General features: G+C 70.8%; 16 protein-coding genes. 11 read left to right on the top strand and 5 right to left on the bottom strand.

Annotated features, from left to right (window positions below):
* The first annotated feature begins 4 nt into the window (after positions 1-4).
* The 4 genes from ACFPZJ_RS24615 (at position 5) to ACFPZJ_RS24600 (ending at position 3,008) form a co-directional block, all read left to right on the top strand.
* Positions 5-724: a YggS family pyridoxal phosphate-dependent enzyme gene (locus ACFPZJ_RS24615; RefSeq protein ID WP_381025507.1), complete on the top strand. Its 720-nt coding sequence runs from the start codon at positions 5-7 to the stop codon at positions 722-724.
* A 129-nt stretch (positions 725-853) separates the two neighbouring features.
* Positions 854-1,495 carry a cell division protein SepF gene (locus ACFPZJ_RS24610; protein ID WP_381025504.1) on the top strand — a complete coding sequence of 214 codons (642 nt, stop codon included), beginning with the start codon at positions 854-856 and terminating at the stop codon, positions 1,493-1,495.
* Between the two features lie 59 nt (positions 1,496-1,554).
* Positions 1,555-1,839 (top strand): YggT family protein, encoded by a 285-nt coding sequence (locus ACFPZJ_RS24605; protein ID WP_115908676.1) that lies wholly within the window; start codon positions 1,555-1,557, stop codon positions 1,837-1,839.
* A 53-nt stretch (positions 1,840-1,892) separates the two neighbouring features.
* Positions 1,893-3,008, top strand: a complete 1,116-nt coding sequence (locus ACFPZJ_RS24600) for a DivIVA domain-containing protein (RefSeq protein WP_381025501.1) — start codon at positions 1,893-1,895, stop codon at positions 3,006-3,008.
* Positions 3,009-3,171: 163 nt separating this feature from the next.
* Here ACFPZJ_RS24600 and ileS read toward each other — a convergent pair whose 3' ends face one another.
* On the bottom strand, positions 3,172-6,327 hold the full coding sequence (ileS, locus tag ACFPZJ_RS24595; protein WP_381025499.1) for an isoleucine--tRNA ligase: 3,156 nt from the start codon (positions 6,325-6,327) through the stop codon (positions 3,172-3,174).
* A 909-nt stretch (positions 6,328-7,236) separates the two neighbouring features.
* Here ileS and ACFPZJ_RS24590 point away from each other — a divergent pair.
* From ACFPZJ_RS24590 to ACFPZJ_RS24565, 6 genes are all read left to right on the top strand, one after another.
* Positions 7,237-9,015, top strand: coding sequence for a TraR/DksA C4-type zinc finger protein (locus tag ACFPZJ_RS24590; RefSeq protein WP_381025496.1), 1,779 nt, complete (start codon positions 7,237-7,239; stop codon positions 9,013-9,015).
* Positions 9,016-9,104: 89 nt separating this feature from the next.
* Complete coding sequence (lspA, locus tag ACFPZJ_RS24585; RefSeq protein ID WP_381025493.1) at positions 9,105-9,776, top strand: signal peptidase II; 672 nt, start codon at positions 9,105-9,107, stop codon at positions 9,774-9,776.
* Positions 9,777-9,819: 43 nt separating this feature from the next.
* Entirely contained in the window at positions 9,820-10,764 is a 945-nt protein-coding gene (locus tag ACFPZJ_RS24580) for an RluA family pseudouridine synthase (RefSeq protein WP_381025490.1), read from the top strand.
* Entirely contained in the window at positions 10,761-11,252 is a 492-nt protein-coding gene (locus ACFPZJ_RS24575) for a GNAT family N-acetyltransferase (RefSeq protein ID WP_381025488.1), read from the top strand. Before ACFPZJ_RS24580 ends, ACFPZJ_RS24575 begins: the two co-directional genes overlap by 4 nt.
* A 103-nt stretch (positions 11,253-11,355) precedes the next feature.
* Positions 11,356-12,942, top strand: a complete 1,587-nt coding sequence (locus ACFPZJ_RS24570) for a Na+/H+ antiporter (protein ID WP_381025485.1) — start codon at positions 11,356-11,358, stop codon at positions 12,940-12,942.
* Positions 12,943-13,001: 59 nt separating this feature from the next.
* The gene (locus ACFPZJ_RS24565; protein ID WP_381025482.1) at positions 13,002-13,742 is read left to right on the top strand and encodes an SDR family NAD(P)-dependent oxidoreductase; all 741 of its coding nucleotides are present in this window, start codon (positions 13,002-13,004) and stop codon (positions 13,740-13,742) included.
* Positions 13,743-13,749: 7 nt separating this feature from the next.
* Here ACFPZJ_RS24565 and ACFPZJ_RS24560 read toward each other — a convergent pair whose 3' ends face one another.
* Positions 13,750-14,871 (bottom strand): mechanosensitive ion channel family protein, encoded by a 1,122-nt coding sequence (locus ACFPZJ_RS24560; RefSeq protein WP_381025479.1) that lies wholly within the window; start codon positions 14,869-14,871, stop codon positions 13,750-13,752.
* Here ACFPZJ_RS24560 and ACFPZJ_RS24555 point away from each other — a divergent pair.
* Positions 14,870-15,547 (top strand): dienelactone hydrolase family protein, encoded by a 678-nt coding sequence (locus ACFPZJ_RS24555; RefSeq protein WP_381025476.1) that lies wholly within the window; start codon positions 14,870-14,872, stop codon positions 15,545-15,547. The genes ACFPZJ_RS24560 and ACFPZJ_RS24555 overlap by 2 nt on opposite strands.
* Positions 15,548-15,627: 80 nt before the next feature.
* Here ACFPZJ_RS24555 and ACFPZJ_RS24550 read toward each other — a convergent pair whose 3' ends face one another.
* The 3 genes from ACFPZJ_RS24550 to ACFPZJ_RS24540 all read right to left on the bottom strand — a co-directional run bounded on the left by ACFPZJ_RS24550 (position 15,628) and on the right by ACFPZJ_RS24540 (position 19,018).
* The gene (locus tag ACFPZJ_RS24550; RefSeq protein ID WP_381025473.1) at positions 15,628-17,310 is read right to left on the bottom strand and encodes an alkaline phosphatase D family protein; all 1,683 of its coding nucleotides are present in this window, start codon (positions 17,308-17,310) and stop codon (positions 15,628-15,630) included.
* A gap of 92 nt (positions 17,311-17,402) precedes the next feature.
* Positions 17,403-18,212 (bottom strand): DsbA family protein, encoded by an 810-nt coding sequence (locus ACFPZJ_RS24545; RefSeq protein WP_381025470.1) that lies wholly within the window; start codon positions 18,210-18,212, stop codon positions 17,403-17,405.
* A gap of 95 nt (positions 18,213-18,307) precedes the next feature.
* Positions 18,308-19,018: a hypothetical protein gene (locus tag ACFPZJ_RS24540; protein ID WP_381025468.1), complete on the bottom strand. Its 711-nt coding sequence runs from the start codon at positions 19,016-19,018 to the stop codon at positions 18,308-18,310.
* Between the last annotated feature and the right edge of the window lie 65 nt (positions 19,019-19,083).

Below are 19,083 nucleotides of genomic sequence, written 5' to 3'. Positions count from 1 at the left end.
GGGCATGACGGACCGTAAGGACGAACTCGCCGCGAACCTGGCGAAGGTGGAAGAGCGGATCACCGCCGCGTGCGGGGCCGCCGGACGCGCGCGTGAGGACGTGACCCTGATCGTGGTCACCAAGACCTATCCCGCGAGCGATGTGCGGATCCTGTCGGAGCTCGGTGTGCGTCACGTCGCCGAGAACCGCGACCAGGACGCCGCCCCCAAGGCGGCGGAGTGCTCGGATCTTCCCCTTACTTGGCACTTTGTTGGTCAACTCCAGACCAACAAAGTGCGATCGGTGGTCGGTTACGCGGATCTTGTGCAATCCGTCGATCGTTCCCGACTTGTCACGGCCTTGTCGAAGGAGGCCGTCCGGGCCGGGCGCGAGATCGGGTGTCTCATCCAGGTCGCGTTCGACGCCACAGCGAGCGGACGAGGGGAGCGGGGTGGAGTGGCCCCCGAGGGAATCGAAGAGTTGGCCGATCTGGTCGCCGCGGCGCCGGGGCTGCGACTCGACGGGCTGATGACCGTCGCGCCGCTCACCGGGGAGTACGCGGGACGCGAACAGGCGGCGTTCGAGCGGTTGATGGATTTGTCGACTGACCTGCGCAGGGGTCATCCGGCTGCCACCATGGTCTCGGCAGGGATGAGTGCGGACCTCGAACAGGCCGTGGCCGCCGGGGCGACACATGTGCGCGTCGGCAGCGCGGTACTCGGAGTCCGCCCCCGGCTCGGGTAACGTCGCCAGGAAGTCGGACCACAGCAGAAAATATGGTCATTGCCGCCGAATAGCGGACTTGACGACCACGTGGATCGCGGGCACTTGGCAGTCGTCAGCCGATCCACCACAGAGCGGAGGACTCAGAGAATGGCCGGCGCGATGCGCAAGATGGCGGTCTACCTCGGCCTCGTGGAGGACGATGGGTACGACGGCCGCGGATTCGACCCCGACGACGACTTCGAACCGGAACTGGACCCGGAGCCCGAACGGGACCACCGGCGGCACGACCCGTCCCACCAACCGCATGTCTCACATCAGCCTCAAAGGGACGAAGAGGTGCGAGTCGTACAGCCGCCCGCGCCCCGCGAACCGGTCGCCCGTGCCGCTTCGCTGCCCGCGGAATCGGGCCGCCCGGCGCGCATCGCGCCCGTGGCATCCATCACACAAGAACGCGCAAGTCTGGAGAAGAACGCACCGGTGATCATGCCCAAGGTCGTGTCGGAGCGAGAGCCTTACCGGATCACCACGCTTCACCCGCGGACCTACAACGAGGCCCGTACCATCGGGGAACACTTCCGTGAGGGCACCCCGGTGATCATGAATCTGACTGAGATGGATGACACAGATGCGAAGCGACTTGTCGACTTTGCTGCCGGTTTGGTGTTTGGTCTTCACGGCAGTATCGAGAGGGTGACGCAGAAGGTGTTCCTGTTGTCTCCTGCTAACGTCGATGTCACGGCGGAGGACAAGGCCCGCATCGCAGAGGGCGGGTTCTTCAACCAGAGCTGAGACGCAACACCGGAAACAGAAGTACACAGCAGGGCACTGGGGAGAGGGAAGCGCAGGTCATGAGCGTGGTTCTGGATGTCATCTACATCGCGCTGATGTGCTTCCTCATCGTGCTCATCTTCCGGTTGGTCATGGACTACGTCTTCCAGTTCGCCCGCTCGTGGCAACCCGGCAAGGCGATGGTGGTCGTTCTGGAGGCCACCTACACTGTCACCGATCCACCGCTCAAGCTTCTGCGGCGGGTCATTCCGCCGCTGCGTCTCGGGGGCGTGGCGCTCGACCTGTCCTTCTTCGTACTGATGATCATCGTCTACATCCTGATCTCGATCGTGAGCCGGCTGTGAGCGATGTGAACTACGGTCTTGCCGAATGCCGACGACTACGTTGAGGTGAAGAGATGCCGTTGACCCCCGAGGACGTGCGGAACAAGCAGTTCACGACCGTCCGCCTCCGAGAAGGCTATGACGAGGACGAGGTCGATGCCTTCCTCGACGAGGTCGAAGCCGAACTGACCCGCCTGCTCCGAGAGAACGAGGATCTGCGCGCCAAGCTGGCCGCCGCCACGCGTGCCGCCGCGCAGAACCAGCAGAACATGCGCAAGCCTCCGGAGCAGCAGCAGGACCAGCAGCATCCTCAGCAGCAGGGCATGCGAGGTCCCGGGGCGCCCGTTCCCGCCGGCATATCGGGCCCGCCGCAGCAGCAGATGGGTGGCCCCATGGGTGGTCCGCCCCAGCTGCCGAGCGGTGCGCCGCAGCTGCCCGCCGGCCCCGGCGGACAGGGGGGCCCGCAGGGTCCCGGCGGCCCGATGGGGCAGGGTCCCGGCCCGATGGGCCAGGGTCCGATGCAGGGGCAGATGGGTCCGGGCCCGATGGGCGGTCCCATGGGTGGTCCCGGAATGCCCGGTCAGGGCCCTGGTGGCGACAGCGCCGCCCGTGTCCTGTCGCTGGCCCAGCAGACCGCCGACCAGGCGATCGCCGAGGCCCGTTCCGAGGCCAACAAGATCGTCGGCGAGGCGCGTTCGCGAGCCGAGGGTCTGGAGCGTGACGCCCGTGCCAAGGCGGACGCGCTGGAGCGGGACGCGCAGGAGAAGCACCGTGTCGCGATGGGCTCCCTGGAGTCCGCCCGCGCCACGCTGGAGCGCAAGGTCGAGGACCTGCGCGGCTTCGAGCGCGAGTACCGCACGCGGCTGAAGTCCTACCTGGAGTCGCAGCTGCGCCAGCTGGAGACGCAGGCGGACGACTCGCTCGCCCCGCCGCGTACGCCCGCGACCGCGTCCCTCCCGCCGTCCCCGGCGCCCTCCATGGCACCGGCCGGCGCGGGCGCCCCGTCGTACGGCGGCAACCAGACGATGGGCGGCAACCCGTCGCAGTCCGGTCCGTCCTACGGCGGTCAGCAGCAGATGTCGCCCGCGATGACCCAGCCGATGGCGCCGGTGCGGCCGCAGGGGCCGTCGCCGATGGGGCAGGCTCCCTCCCCGATGCGCGGCTTCCTCATCGACGAGGACGACAACTGACGGCCATGAGTACGGCGTAGACGTCGGCAGCGTTCAGGGCGAGGCCCCGGGTGAATCCCGGGGCCTCGCCCTTTGTTGCCACGCGCGTTCGGGGACGCGTACGCAACGCCGAAGGCCCGGCCCCACCAAGATTTTTGGCGGGACCGGGCCTTCGGCGTGTGCGCTACGCCCTGCGCAGGCGGAACGTGAGCGACAGGCCCTCGTCGGTGAAGGGCTCGCCGTAGCCGCCGTCCGCCTCGCCCTCGGCGAAGTCCGTCGCCAGGACCTCGTCGGCGATCAGGCCAGCATGCTCGGTCAGGGCCGCGGTCGTCGCCGGGTCGGTGGCCGTCCAGCGCAGGGCGATGCGGTCGGCCACGTCCAACCCGCTGTTCTTGCGGGCCTCCTGGATCAGGCGGATGGCGTCCCGGGCCAGGCCCGCCCGGCGGAGCTCCTCCGTGATCTCCAGGTCGAGCGCCACCGTCGCACCCGCGTCGGACGCCACCGACCAGCCCTCGCGCGGGGTCTCCGTGATGATCACCTCGTCCGGAGCCAGCGTGATCGTCTCGCCGTCGACCTCCACCGACGCGGTGCCCTCACGCAGGGCCAGCGACAGGGCGGCGGCGTCCGCGTTCGCGATGGCCTTGGCCACGTCCTGGACGCGCTTGCCGAACCGCTTGCCCAGCGCGCGGAAGTTGGCCTTGGCGGTGGTGTCCACCAGGGAACCGCCGACCTCGCTCAGCGACGCCAGGGACTCGACGTTCAGCTCTTCCGTGATCTGCGTGTGCAACTCGGGGTCCAGCGTGTCGAAACCCGTGGCGGCGATCAGAGCGCGCCGGAGCGGCTGGCGCGTCTTGACGCCCGACTCCGCGCGCGTGGCGCGGCCCAGCTCGACCAGGCGGCGCACCAGCACCATCTGCCGGGATAGCTCCGGGTCGATCGCCGACAGGTCCGCCTCCGGCCACGAGGACAGGTGCACCGACTCGGGCGCGCCCGGGGTGACCGGCACGACCAGGTCCTGCCAGACCCGCTCGGTGATGAACGGGGTGATCGGCGCCATCAGCCGGGTGACCGTCTCCAGCACCTCGTGCAGGGTGCGCAGCGCGGCCTTGTCGCCCTGCCAGAAGCGGCGCCGGGACCGGCGTACGTACCAGTTCGACAGGTCGTCGACGAACGCGGACAGCAGCTTGCCGGCGCGCTGGGTGTCGTAGCCCTCCAGGGACTGGGTGACCTGGTCGGTCAGCGCGTGCAGCTCGGACAGCAGCCAGCGGTCCAGCAGCGGGCGGTCGGCCGGGGCCGGGTCGGCCTCGCTCGGGGCCCAGCCGGACGTGCGGGCGTACAGGGCCTGGAAGGCGACCGTGTTCCAGTAGGTCAGGAGCGTCTTGCGGACGACCTCCTGGATGGTGCCGTGGCCGACGCGGCGGGCCGACCAGGGGGAGCCGCCGGCCGCCATGAACCAGCGGACCGCGTCGGCGCCGTGCTGGTCCATGAGCGGGATCGGCTGGAGGATGTTGCCCAGGTGCTTGGACATCTTCCGGCCGTCCTCGGCGAGGATGTGGCCGAGGCAGACCACGTTCTCGTACGACGACTTGTCGAAGACCAGCGTGCCGACCGCCATCAGCGTGTAGAACCAGCCGCGGGTCTGGTCGATGGCCTCGGAGATGAACTGCGCCGGGTACCGGCTCTCGAAGAGCTCCTTGTTCTTGTACGGGTAGCCCCACTGCGCGAACGGCATCGAGCCCGAGTCGTACCAGGCGTCGATGACCTCCGGCACGCGCGTGGCGGTCTTGCCGCAGTTGTCCTGCGGGCAGGCGAAGGTGACGTCGTCGATGTACGGGCGGTGTGGGTCGAGGCCCGACTGGTCCGTGCCGGTCAGCTCGGTCAGCTCCGTGCGGGAGCCGACGCAGGTGAGGTGGTCGTCCTCGCAGCGCCAGATCGGCAGCGGGGTGCCCCAGTAGCGGTTGCGGGACAGCGCCCAGTCGATGTTGTTGTTGAGCCAGTCGCCGTACCGGCCGTGCTTGACCGTCTCCGGGAACCAGTTGGTCTTCTCGTTCTCCTGGATGAGGCGGTCCTTGATCGCCGTGGTGCGGATGTACCAGGAGGGCTGCGCGTAGTAGAGGAGCGCGGTGTGGCAGCGCCAGCAGTGCGGGTAGCTGTGCTCGTACGGGATGTGCCTGAAGAGCAGACCGCGCTGCTGGAGGTCCTCGGTGAGTTTTTCGTCCGCCTTCTTGAAGAAGACGCCGCCGACGAGGGGGACGTCCTCCTCGAAGGTGCCGTCCGGGCGGACCGGGTTCACGACGGGCAGACCGTAGGAGCGGCAGACCTTGAGGTCGTCCTCACCGAAGGCGGGGGACTGGTGGACCAGGCCCGTACCGTCCTCGGTGGTGACGTAGTCGGCGTTCACGACGAAGTGCGTGCCGCCCTCAATCTCCGGGAACTCCACCAGTTCGAACGGACGTTGGTACGTCCAGTGCTCCATCTCGGCGCCGGTGAAGGTCTGGCCGGTGGTCTCCCAGCCCTCGCCGAGCGCCTTGGCGACCAGCGGCTCGGCGACGACCAGCTTCTCCGAGCCGTCCGGGCCCTTCGTCGCGACGACGTAGGTGACCTCCGGGTGCGCGGCGACCGCCGTGTTGGAGACCAGGGTCCAGGGCGTGGTCGTCCACACCAGGAGCGCGGCCTGGCCCGCGAGCGGACCGGAGGTGAGCGGGAAACGGACGTAGACGGACGGGTCGACGACCGTCTCGTAGCCCTGGGCCAGCTCGTGGTCCGACAGGCCGGTGCCGCAGCGCGGGCACCAGGGGGCGACGCGGTGGTCCTGGACCAGCAGGCCCTTGTTGAAGATCTCCTTCAGCGACCACCAGACGGACTCGATGTACTCGGGCTCCATGGTCACGTACGCCTCGTCGAGGTCGACCCAGTAGCCCATGCGGGTCGTCAGCTCGGAGAAGGCGCCGGTGTGGCGGAGCACGGACTCGCGGCACTTGGCGTTGAACTCGGCGATGCCGTACGCCTCGATGTCCTTCTTGCCGGAGAAACCGAGCTCCTTCTCGACCGCCAGCTCCACCGGGAGGCCGTGGCAGTCCCAGCCGGCCTTGCGGGCCACGTGGTAGCCGCGCATGGTGCGGAAGCGAGGGAAGACGTCCTTGAAGACGCGGGCCTCGATGTGGTGGGCGCCCGGCATGCCGTTGGCCGTGGGCGGGCCCTCGTAGAACACCCACTCGGGGCGCCCGGCGGACTGCTCGAGGCTCTTGGCAAAGATCTTCTGCTCGCGCCAGAAGTCGAGCACCGCGTGCTCGAGCGCGGGCAGGTCGACCTGGGCGGGCACCTGGCGGTACTGCGTCATCGATCTTCCTCCGGCGGACATGTTGCCTTCCGTCGGAGGGACGAGAGCTACGTCATTCCCTACGCCGCCTTCGGCGCGCTCCCGCGGTACCACCCTCCTTGGCCCTCCGGCGCCTGGTGCGCACCGGTGAGCCCCCTCATTGGGGTCGCGATGCCGGTTCTACTCACCGCGGCCGGTCCCCCACGGGGTTGCCTGCGGCTTTCTTCCGGCGGCTCCGGGGTGATCTTCACGTCGCGCTCGCCCCCGGGCTCACACCGTCCCCGGGTCGCTCTGGGCTGCGTACGCCGCTACTCGTCCCCATCCACGCTTTTCGCTCCGCCCAGTGTACGGCGCCGCGCGGACAGCGGCCGACCGGATTTCGGCGGGCCGGGGGCGGGCGTGGCGTATGGCGCTGGATGACCCGAATGCCACGGTACGCGTGTTCGGATCCTGGGACGTCGGGCTCGGCGGATTACCCGGCGGGGAGCTGGGCACAACGGATGCATGCTGGCCGCGCGGCATGCGCGAGGCGGGCGAATCGGGCGGTGTGCCCCGTTGCCGCGGGACTCGAGTCGATTTATCGTCCCAGCACGATTCGCGAGCAAGATCACAATATGTGAAGGGGCCGCGGCCATGGTGGCGAAGAAGACCGCCGTACAGCAGTCGGTGTCCGGCGGGTCCGGGAGCGCGGAGGCCTCCGGCGGTGTTCGGGGGTCCGGTGGTGTTGTTCGCGGGGCCGGTGGAGTTGGCGGTGCCGGTGGTGCTGCCAAGGGGGCGGACGGGAAGAAGAGCACGCAGGGAGGCGCGGCGGCGACTCGGGCGGCCCGGGTGGTGAAGACGGTGCGGGGGGCTGCGGCCCGGGGGAAGGGAGCGAAGGGGGCCGGTGAGAAGGGGGCGGTTGGGGGGAGCGTTTCCAAGGGGGCTGCGGCCATGGTGACTGGGCTGGTGAAGAGTGCGGCCAAGAAGGCGGCTGCCCGGAAGGCGGCTGCCGAGAAGCCGGATGTCGAGAAGCGGGGCGTGGAGGCCGCCGCCGAGCGGGCCGTCGGCGGGAAGTCGGCGGTGCGAGAGGCGGCGGCTGAGAGGCGGACGGCTGTGCAGGCGGCGGTCAAGAAGACGGCGGCTCGCAAGGCGAGCACCAAGGGGACGGCGAGCGCCAAGAAGGTGGCCAGCGCCAAGAAGGCGGTGCTCGGCAGGGCGGCGGCTGCGCTGGAGGCGGCGGCTTCTGAGGCGGTTGCTTCGAAGACGGCGGCGGGGAAGACGACGGCGGGGAAGGCGGCGGCGGGGAAGACGACGGCGGGGAAGGCGGCGGCGGGGAAGACGACGGCGGGGAAGGCGGCGGCTCCGAAGCGTGCTGCGGGCAAGAGGGCGGCCGGGAAGGAGATGGCCGGTGGGGGGATGGCCGCCACGGTGGCGGCTGGTGAGACGGTGGTTTCGAGGGAGGGTGCCAAAAAGTCGGCGGCCAAGGAGGTGGCGGCCAGGAAGGCGACGGCCACCGGGGCGAGCGCGAAGAAGACGGCTGCCGCGAAGGCTCCGGCTGAGAAGCCGGTGGCCGAGAAGTCGACCGCCAAGCAGTCGGCTGCCTCCAAGCCGGCTGCTCAGAAGGCACCGGCCGCGAAGGCCACAGCGACAAAGGCCGCCGCCAAGAAGACCCCGGCTGCCAAGGGCACCGCCAAGAAGGCGGCGGCCACGAAGGCGGAGGCCACGAAGGGCACGGCAGCCACGGCAACGGCAGCCAAGGCCGCGGCCACCTCCGCAAAGGCGCCGGTCAGAAAGGTCACAGCCAAGACGGCCACCCCAGCCAAGGCCGTGACCGAGCAAGCCACAACCGCAAAGGCCGCTGCCAAGGGGGCCAAGAAGACGCAACCCACAAAGGCCACGGTCGCCACGGCCACGGCCAGGAAGGCCACGGCCGCCAAGGACACGGCCAAGAAGGCGCAACCCACAAAGACCACGGTCAAGAAGGCCACGGCCACCACGCCCACAGTCACCGAGGACACGGCCGCCAAGCCCACGGCCAAGAAGGAGCGGGCCACGAAGGCCGTGGCCAAGCAAGCCACAACCACGAAGGTCACAGCAAAGAAGGAAGCGGCCGCCCGGAAGAGGGCGGCCGGGAAGAGCGCGGTCGCGAAGAGCACCACCAGGACCAGCGCGGTCACACAGGACAAGGCCGTGAGCAGGACGGCCGAGAAGGCGGGCGCGGCCGAGGCCGCGCAGCAGACGGGAGCGACGACGGTGGTTGCGAAGAAGACTCCTGGCACGGCCACGGCGGCGAAGACCGCCGTTCCGAAGGCACGGGTCGCCGCGGCGGAGCCGGGCGAGCTCGCCGTACGCCCCGGCGAGGACCCCTGGACCGCGGAGGAGGTCGACGAGGCGCGGTCCGAGCTGATGTCGGAGGAGACGCGGCTGCGCGAGGAGATCACGTCGTCGGAGCGGTCGCTCGCCGGTCTGATGCGGGACTCCGGGGACGGCGCGGGCGACGACCAGGCGGACACCGGCACCAAGAACATCACGCGGGAGCACGAGCTGGCGCTCGCGGCCAACGCGCGGGAGATGCTCACCCAGATCGAACGCGCCCTGGAACGCCTCGACGCGGGCACCTACGGCCTGTGCGAGAACTGCGGCAACCCCATCGGCAAGGCCCGCATGCAGGCCTTCCCCCGGGCGACCCTGTGCGTGGAGTGCAAACAGAAGCAGGAGCGCCGGTACTGATCAGCCGCCGGATGCCTCCTGAGCACGAGGGGCGCACAGGGTGTGCCGTACCCTCGTCCTCAGTCAGGTACCTAGGTTGAGGGACTCACGTGGCAGAGGCGGAGCGCATCATCGGTACGCCGGACACCCCGGACGCGGCACGGGCGGGGCAGGAGCAGCCCGGCGAGAGCGCGGCGTCGGGTGAGCGGTCCGGCGCCGAGCAGGCACAGACCCCGGTCGGCGGGTCCGGCGCCGATGAGACGACCGAGCCCGAGGCGGCGGCCGGGCAGCCCCGGGGCAGGCGCCGTATCGCCGTGCTGTTCACGGTCGCCGCGTTCGCGTACACCCTCGATCTGATCAGCAAGATCATCGTGGTCGAGAAGCTGGAGCACCACCCGCCGATCGAGATCATCGGGGACTGGCTGAGGTTCGAGGCGATCCGCAACGCGGGCGCGGCCTTCGGGTTCGGCGAGGCCTTCACCGTGATCTTCACCATGATCGCCGCGGTGGTGATCGTGGTGATCGCCCGCCTCGCCCGCAAGCTGTACAGCCTGCCCTGGGCGATCGCGCTCGGCCTGCTGCTGGGCGGTGCGCTCGGCAACCTCACCGACCGGATCTTCCGTTCTCCGGGTGTGTTCGAGGGCGCGGTCGTCGACTTCATCGCGCCCAAGCACTTCGCCGTCTTCAACCTGGCCGACTCGGCGATCGTGTGCGGCGGCATCCTGATCGTGCTGCTGTCGTTCCGGGGCCTGGACCCGGACGGGACCGTCCACAAGGACTGAGCGCGCGTACGGCCGTGTCGGAGGCGTCCGGCATACTCGACGGGTGAGCACGATTCCCGAGATCCGTACCCTGCCCGTGCCCGACGGTCTGGAGGGCGAGCGCGTCGACGCCGCCATCTCCCGCATGTTCGGCTTCTCCCGTACCAAGGCCGCCGAGCTGGCGGCGGCGGGGAAGGTCACGGTCGACGGGTCGGTGGTCGGCAAGTCGGAGCGGGTGCACGGCGGCGCCTGGCTCGAGGTGGAGATGCCACAGGCGCCCGCGCCGGTGCAGGTGGTCGCGGAGCCGGTCGAGGGGATGGAGATCGTCCACGACGACGATGACGTGGTGGTGATCGTCAAGCCCGTCGGGGTGGCCGCGCATCCGTCGCCGGGCTGGACCGGGCCGACCGTGATCGGCGGGCTGGCGGCAGCCGGCTACCGGATCTCGACGTCCGGCGCGGCCGAGCGGCAGGGCATCGTGCACCGGCTGGACGTGGGCACCTCCGGGCTGATGGTGGTGGCCAAGTCGGAGTACGCGTACACGTCGCTCAAGCGCCAGTTCAAGGAGCGCACGGTCGACAAGCGTTACCACACGCTCGTCCAGGGCCACCCGGACCCGACCAGCGGCACCATCGACGCTCCCATCGGCCGGCACCCGAACCACGACTACAAGTGGGCCGTCACCGCCGACGGCAAGCCCTCGGTCACGCACTACGACCTCATCGAGGCCTTCCGCGCGGCCTCGCTGCTCGACGTGAAGCTGGAGACCGGCCGCACCCACCAGATCCGCGTCCACATGGCCGCGCACCGGCACCCCTGCGTCGGCGACCTGACGTACGGCGCCGACCCCACGCTCGCCAAGCGTCTCGGCCTGACCCGCCAGTGGCTGCACGCCGTGCGGCTCGGCTTCGAGCACCCCGGCAGCGGCGAGTGGGTGGAGTTCGCCTGCGACTATCCGGAGGACCTCCAGAAGGCCCTGGACCAGGTCCACGAGGAGACGTACGCATGAGCCTGCCGCCGTCGTCGCCCTCGCCGTCCTCGTCGTACGTCGTGCGCGTCGCCGAGGACCCCGCCGACCGTGAGGCGTGCTTCGCGGTGCGCAAGGAGGTCTTCGTCGGCGAACAGGGCGTGCCCGAGGACATCGAGTACGACGCGTATGACGCCGGTGCCGTGCACGTGCTGGCGGTCCGGGAGGGGGTGGCGCTCGGCACCGGGCGGCTGCTGTACGGCGAGGCGGCGGCCGCGCAGAACGGCGGCGACCGGTCCGTCGGGTCCCTCGGGCGGCTCGCCGTGGCGAAGAGCGCGCGGGGCCTCGGCGTCGGGGCCGCGCTGGTGCGGGCCATCGAGGAGGCGGCACGCGCGCGTGGTCTGAGGGCGGTGGATCTGCACGCGCAGACGCACGCACTGGGATTCTACGAGCGGCTCGGGTACGAGGCGTACGGGCCGGAGTACCTGGAGGCGGGCATCCCGCACCAGGCGATGAGGCGTGCGCTGTAGCGCCGCGGCGCGCGTGCCGACAGGGCCGGAACACCGGTGAACAGCGCGGCGTGGCAGGCTTGAGTTCCGTTCTGTGCCCGCCTGACCTCCCGGAGCGCTGACCGTGGATCAGTTGGCCCTGCTGTTCGTGCTGTTGGTCGGGGCCGTGGTGAGCGTGCCGGTCGGGGACCGGCTGAAGCTGCCGGCGCCGGTGCTGATGACGCTGCTCGGCATCGTCCTCGCGCTGCTGGACTTCGTACCGAACGTCGATGTTCCGCCGGACCTGATCCTGCCGCTGCTGCTGCCGCCCCTGCTGTACGCGGCGGTGCGGCGGACCTCGTGGCGGCAGTTCGCGGCGAACAAGCGGCCGATCTTCCTGCTGGCGGTGGCGCTGGTCTTCGTCACGACGGCGTGCGTGGCGGTCGTGGCGAACGCGATCGTTCCGGGACTGCCGATCGCCGCCGCCGTCGCGCTCGGCGCCCTGGTCGCGCCACCCGACCCGGTCGCGGCGACCGCCGTCGCCGGGCAACTGGGGCTGCCCCGGCGGCTGGTGTCGATCCTGGAGGGCGAGGGGCTGTTCAACGACGTGACGGCCATCGTCCTGTACCACGTGGCGATCGCCGCCGCGGTCAGCGGCACCTTCTCGCCGTGGCGGGCCGGACTGGACCTGGTGCTGTCCGCCGTGGTGGCGGTGGCGGTCGGGCTCGCGCTCGGCTGGGGCGCGAACAAGCTGATGGACCTGCTCGGCGACCCGACCCTGCAGATCGGACTGACCCTGCTGGTGCCGTACGCCTCGTACGTGCTGGCCGAGGAGCTGCACGGCTCGGGGGTGCTCGCGGTGCTGACCACCGCGTTGTTCCTCACGGACTACGCGACCGACGCCGACGACGTCATGACGCGGCTCGCCGGGCACACCTTCTGGAACATCGTCGACACCCTCGTCACCGGCGTCGCGTTCGGGCTGGTCGGGCTGGAACTGCACAACGCGGTCCGGACGGCCTCCGGACGATGGGGCGAACTGCTCGGCTGGGCGGCGGCGGTCGTGGGCGTCGTGATCCTCGTACGGCTGCTGTGGCTGCTGCCGGCGACCTGGCTGACCCAGCGGCTGCACGCGCGGCGGGACCACGACGAGGACATCCCGATGAGCGCGCGCGAGACCGTGGTGATGTGGTGGTCCGGGATGCGCGGGGTGGCCTCGGTGGCGCTGGCACTGGCGATCCCGCTGGAGACCGACGACGGGGGCGCCTTCCCCAGCCGGGACGAGATCGTCTTCATCGCCTTCGGCGTGATCATGGCGACGCTGGTGGTGCAGGGGCTGACGCTGCCGTGGCTGGTGCGGCGGCTGGGGGTGCGGGCCGACACCGAGCGGGAGAAGGAGTTCGAGAAGCAGCTGGCGGTGCGGGCGGCCAAGGCGGCGAAGCGCAGGCTCCGCGAGATCGAGGCCGTGGAGGAGCTCCCGGAGGAGCTGTCCGAGCAGATGCTGCGGCGGGCCTTCGACATCGGGCTGCGGATCAGTCCCGACCTGGCGGAGGAGGAGCGGCGGGAGGCGTACCGGCAGCGGGCCCGGCGGCTGAAGCGGGTGCGACGGATCCAGGGGGAGATGCTGAGCGCGGCGCGCCACGAGGTGCTGGCGGCGCGCGGTGAACCGGGGGCCGACCCGGAGGTGGTGGACCGGGTGCTGCGCCATCTCGATGTGCGGAGTCTGCGGTGATGTGCGGCGTTCGCGGTGACCTTCCCGCCGTGGCGGTTGTCCGGCCGTAGGGTTTGATCATGACTCGCAACGTCGTGATCAGTGGTGGAGGAACGGGAATCGGGCTTGCCGCGGCGCAGGCGTTCGCCGCGGACGGGGACCGGGTGCTGCTGCTCGGGCGGCGGGCCGAGGTGCTGGAGCGGGCGGGCGTGCCCTACGCCCTCGTCTACGCGGCGGACCTCAGCAAACCGCGCGCTGTGCGCGGGGTGGAGCGGTTCGTGGCCAGGGAGTTCGGCACCGTGGACGTGCTGATCCACAGTGCCGGGGGCGCCGGGTACCTCGAACCGAAGGTGGACAGCGACGAGCCCCTCGACGTCGTCCTGCACAACTGGACCCTCAACTTCGGACTCAACACCCTGACCGCGGTCCTGCTCACCGAGGCACTGAAGGACCGGCTCGCCGACCCCGGCGGGCGGGTGCTGTTCCTCAGCTCCATCGCGGCGTACCGGGGCTCCGGGAGCGGGGCGTACGCGGGGTCCAAGGCCGCGCTGCACCCGTACGCCCACGATCTGGCCCGGCAGTTGGGGCCGCGCGGCGTCACCGTGAACGTGGTCGCGCCCGGCTATGTCGAGGACACCGAGTTCTTCGGGGACGTGATGGACGAGGAGCGGCGGGCCCGGCTCGTCGCCGAGACCTCGACCGGGCGGGCCGCGACGCCGGGGGACGTCGCGGCCACCCTGCACTGGCTCGCGTCCCACGCGGCCTCCCACATCACCTCGCAGATCATCCAGGTCAACGGCGGAGCCGAACGCGGCCACTGACAGCCGGTCAGCGCTCCGGACGCGGCGGCCCGTGGTAGCGGCGCTGGGCGGGCACGCCGTCCGGGGACGGGCGGTCGCCGTCGCGGCCCGGCGGCAGCACCGCGTCGGCCGTGTTGACCCGGGGCAGGGCGTACGGGTGCTCGTCGGCCAGCCAGCGGATCATCTGCTCGCGGACCGCGACCCGCACCGTCCACAGGTCGTCGGCGTCCTTGGCCGTCACAAGGCCCCGCACCTGCATCGTGTTCGGGGTGGTCTCCGTGACGGACAGGTCGTAGGCGCGGCCGTCCCAGGCGGGGCAGGCGCGCAGGACGTCGCGGAGCTTGTCGCGCATCGCGTCCAGCGGGGCCGTGTGGTCGAGGTGCCAGAAGACGGTGCCGGTCATCTGCGGGGTGCCGCGCGACCAGTTCTCGAACGGCTTGGACGTGAAGTACGACACCGGCATCGTGATGCGCCGCTCGTCCCAGGTGCGCACGGTCAGGAACGTCAGCGTGATCTCCTCCACCGTGCCCCACTCGCCGTCCACCACGACGGTGTCGCCGATGCGCACCATGTCGCCGAAGGCGATCTGCAGCCCGGCGAACATGTTGCCGAGCGTGGACTGCGCGGCTACACCGGCGACGATGCCGAGGATGCCGGCCGAGGCCAGCAGCGAGGCACCGGCCGCGCGGAACGTCGGGAACGTCAGCAGCATCGCCGCCACGGCGACCACGCCGACGATCGCGGAGACCACCCGCCTGATCAGCGTCACTTGCGTGCGCACCCGGCGGACCCGGGCCGGGTCCCGGTGGGAGCGGCCATTGGCGTACCGGCTGTAGGACGTCTCCACTATCGCGGCCGCGATGCGGATCACCAGCCAGGCGGCCGACCCGATCAGGACCAGCGTCAGCGTCCGGCCGAGGCCGACGCGGTGCTCCCGCAGCAGAGGGACCTCTTCCAACGCCCCTCTCAGCAGGGCCGCGCACAGGACGAGCTGGTAGGGGATGCGGCCACGGCGCAGCAGACCCCACAGCGGGGTCTCGTGGTGCCGTTCGTCCGCTTTGCGCAGCAGCAGGTCGGTGGCCCAGCCGATCACCAGCGTGAGCACGACCGAGCCACCGACCACGATCAGCGGTCGTAGCAGGTTCTCCATGCCTCGGAACCTAACCGGCACCCGGCGACACGAACATGTGACTTCGGGAACGTTCCGGGTAGTGCAACCGACCTGCGCTGTCACACCCGGCTGGCACCATGGCCTCATGAACATCATGCTCTTTCACTCGACCTATGGCCTCAGGCCCGCGGTGCGTGGGGCCGCTGACCGGCTGCGATCGGCCGGACACGAGGTGTGGACGCCTGACCTGTTCGACGGACGGACGTTCGAGACGGTCGAGGAGGGCATGGCGTACCAGGAGGAGATCGGCAAGGACGAACTGCTCAAGCGGGCCGTGCTGGCCGCCGCCCCCTACTCCGAGCGCGGGCTGGTGTACGCGGGGTTCTCGTTCGGCGCCTCCGTCGCGCAGACCCTCGCCCTCGGCGACGACAAGGCGCGCGGGCTGCTGCTCCTGCACGGCACGTCGGACATCGCGCCCAACGCGCAGGTGGACGACCTGCCGGTGCAACTGCACGTCGCCGAGCCGGACCCGTTCGAGACGGACGACTGGCTGACCGCCTGGTACCTGCGTATGGGCCGGATCGGCGCCGACGTGGAGGTCCACAGATACGCCGGGGCCGGTCACCTGTACACCGACCCCGACCTGCCGGACTACGACGAGGAGGCCGCCGAGGCCACCTGGCGGGTGGCACTCGGCTTCCTGGAGACCCTCTAGGCCCGGCCGGCCCCGGGCACCGGGCGGCCGGAGCGCGACCGGGCCGTCATTGGCCGAAAAACGTCACTGACTCGGCGTGGTCACACGGGGTCGTAGGAGCGCTCGATCTTCTGGGTGCCGCTGCGCGTGCGGTACGAACGGGCCCATGACGAGCCGGCGTCGCGTTTCGTACGGTCGGACAGGACGTAGTAGTCCATCTGCGCGCGCTCGGCGGTGAGATCGAGGACGCCGTAGCCGTGCCGGTCGGTGTCGACCCAGTGGACGTGCCGGTTGGCGGCGCGGATCAGCGGCGCGGCGACGGCCGAGACGGTCCCCTCGGGCGCCTTGACCATGTCGTCGAGGTTGTCGGAGGTGACCGAGGTGACGACGAACTCGGTGGCGGCGGAGGCGGACAGCGGGTACGTCCCGGCGTCCACCGGAACGTCGTTGGCCCACGCCATGTGGATGTCGCCGGTCAGGAAGACCGTGTTGCGGATGGCGTGGGAGCGCAGATGGGCCAGCAGCTCGCGGCGGTCGTCGGTGTAGCCGTCCCACTGGTCGGTGTTGAGGGCGAGGCCCTCCTGCGGCAGGCCCAGCAGTTTGGCGAGGGGCTTGAGCAGGTCGGCGGAGAGCGAGCCGATGGCGAACGGCGAGATCATCACCGAGTTGCCGACCAGCCGCCACGTGGTGTCGGACGTCTTCAGGCCGGCCTTCAGCCAGTCCAGCTGGGCGCGGCCGGTGAGCGTGCGGTCCGGGTCGTCCACCTCGCCGTTGCCGACCTTGACCTGCTGCGAGCGGAAGGAGCGCAGGTCGAGCAGGGACAGGTCGGCGAGCTTGCCGAAGCGCAGCCGGCGGTAGGTGGTGCCCGCGACCGCCGGACGGACGGGCATCCACTCGAAGTAGGCCTGCTTGGCGGCGGCCTGGCGAGCGGACCAGGCGCCCTCCGCGCCCTCCGTGTGGTTCTCGGCGCCGCCCGACCAGGCGTCGTTGGCGAACTCGTGGTCGTCCCAGATGGCGATGACCGGCGCCTTGGCGTGCAGCGCCTGGAGGTCGGGGTCCGTCTTGTACGTGGCGTGCCGGACGCGGTAGTCGGCGAGCGTGAGGATCTCGTGCGTGGGCGCGTGGGGGCGTACGACGGTGCCGCGGGTGCCGTACTGGCCGGTGCCGTACTCGTAGACGTAGTCGCCCAGGTGCAGCCAGGCGTCCAGGTCGCCGCGGGCCGCGAGGTGGCGGTAGGCGGCGAAGTGGCCGGCCTCCCAGTTGGCGCAGGAGACCACGCCGAAGCGGAGGTTGGCGACGGAGGCGCCGGCGGCCGGGGCGGTGCGGGTGCGGGCGGCGGGGGAGTCGGTGCCGCCGGCGGAGAAGCGGAACCAGTAGTCGGTGGCCGGTTCCAGGCCGCGGATGTCCGCCTTGACGGTGTGGTCGGAGGCGGCGGTGGCGACGGTGGAGCCCTTGGCGACGACGGTCGTGAACGCCTTGTCCTTGGCGACGACCCAGCTGACCTCGGTGTCCGGGCCGAGCCCGGAGCCGGGTATCGCCTCGGGCGTGGGCGTCACGCGGGTCCACAGCAGGACGCCGTCGGGCAGCGGGTCGCCGGAGGCCAGGCCGTGCAGGAAGGCGGGGGCGGCGGTGGCGGCCCGGGCGGGGAGGGCGGCGGCGAGCGGGCCGGCCAGGACGGCGGTCGCCGCCGCGGCCTTGACGACCGAACGGCGGCGCGGGGAGAGCGGGTTGGCTCTCGGAACGGGTGAGTCGGTGTGCTCGGGTGATCTGTATCGACTGGTCACGGCCGATCAGGTTACTGATCGGTATGGGCGAAGAGCGGGCGAACTCGCCAAAGTTCGCCCGCTCTTCGCCCGGGGGTTGACGCGGTGTCGGCTCAGCCCTTCAGCGCCGCGTCGATCACCGTCTTGAAGTCGGACGCCGTCATCGGCGGGTTGCCCTGGGCGGTCTGGAGCGTCTTGCCGTCCATCTTCAGGGTCGGGGTGCCCTGCACCCCGCTGTCGTCGAACTTCTGGGACATCTCCAGCGCCCACTTGTCGTAGGTGCCGTCCTTCACGTCCTTCTGGAACCGCGCGTTGTTCTTCAGGGCGCCGACCGTGTTCGCCACCTTGATCAGGTAGGCGTCGTCCTTGAACTTGTCGTCCGTCTCCTCGGGGTGCCACTGCGCCGAGTACAGCGCGGACTTGTACTGCAGGAACGCCTCCGGGCTGACGTTCAGCGCGGCGCCCAGGGCGCTGAGGGCGTTGCGGGATCCCTCGCCGTTCGTCGACCTGTCGATGAACGTGGCGCCGATGAACTGGACCTTGTACTTGCCGTCCTCGACGTCCTTCTCGACGGTCTTGCCGACGCCCTGCTCGAACTGGGCGCAGATCGGGCAGCGCGGGTCCTCGTACAGCTCCAGGGTCTTCTTCGCGTCGGCCTTGCCGATGACGACCGTGGTGCCGTTCTCGCCGCTGGTGTGGGCCGGCTTGACGAGCTTGTCGTCCTTCGCGGCCTCCCAGTAGCTCGGCTTGTTGGCCTGGACGACGGCGTAGCCGACGCCGCCGGCTATCGCCAGGACGCCGACGACGGAGCAGGCGACGACGATCTGCCGCTTGACCTTCGCGCGCTTGGCCGCGCGCTCGCGCTCGGCGCGCAGCCGCTCACGGGCCGCCGTCTTCGCCGTCTGGCTGTTCCGCTTGCTCATAGTGGTGTTCTCCATGGGGACGCGCACACGTCGTGTGCGGGATACGTAAGGGGGACTGCTGGTGCTCGGAGGGGGTCACGCGTGACGCAGGTGCTTCACGCGCAGACGACCGAGCGGGGCGGTCCCCGCCGTCCCAGGGAGTGCGTCAGGAGCAGGTCACGGGCGAGGGCCGTACGGCGGACGGTGCGCGGGGCCGGGCGGCGCACCGCCGGTGACCGCCGGACCGTCACCGCCGCGACCGCGAGCAGCAGCGGCCGGACCGCCGCCGAAGCGGTCACCGCCACGGCCCGCAGCAGCTGGGCCAGGGCCCGCTCGCCGCGGCGCAGCCAGGCGGCGGCGAGGAGGCCGACGCCGACGTGCGCGCCGAGCAGCAGCCAGGCGGTAGCCGGGCCGCCGTGGGCGAGTGCGGCCGCGAGCCGCTCGCCGCCGGCGCCGGACCCGGTGACCTGGGCCAGCGGGGTGCCCACGCTGGTGCCGTCGCCGCACAGCACGTCGAAGCCGACGGAGCGCAGCGGGCCGGCGACCGGGCCGCCCGCCCGGCCGTAGCAGACGTGCTGGCCGGTGGTGAAGACCGTGTCGGCGGCCAGCTCCAGTGGGATCAGCAGGGCGGCTATCCGCCCGAAGGAGCGCTCCCGGCCCGCCAGGGCGTACGCCGGCACGAACACGGCGGCGGCGATCGCGGCCACCGTGTTCAACGGCAGGGGGACCCGGGACAGCAGCACGTGCGACGCGGCGCTGAGCGTCACGACCACTGCCGTGAACAGCGCCGCGCGGACGGCTCTGAGCTGGGTTCCGGATATGTCCATGGCGGGAGAGAGTCTGTCACGGGAACCTGTAAGGGACCCCTAAAGGATGGATGTGAGTCAAGCGT

The organism is Streptomyces bullii (assembly GCF_042657145.1).
Classification (GTDB): domain Bacteria; phylum Actinomycetota; class Actinomycetes; order Streptomycetales; family Streptomycetaceae; genus Streptomyces; species Streptomyces bullii.
This window is presented reverse-complemented; position numbering and strand designations above follow the sequence as displayed.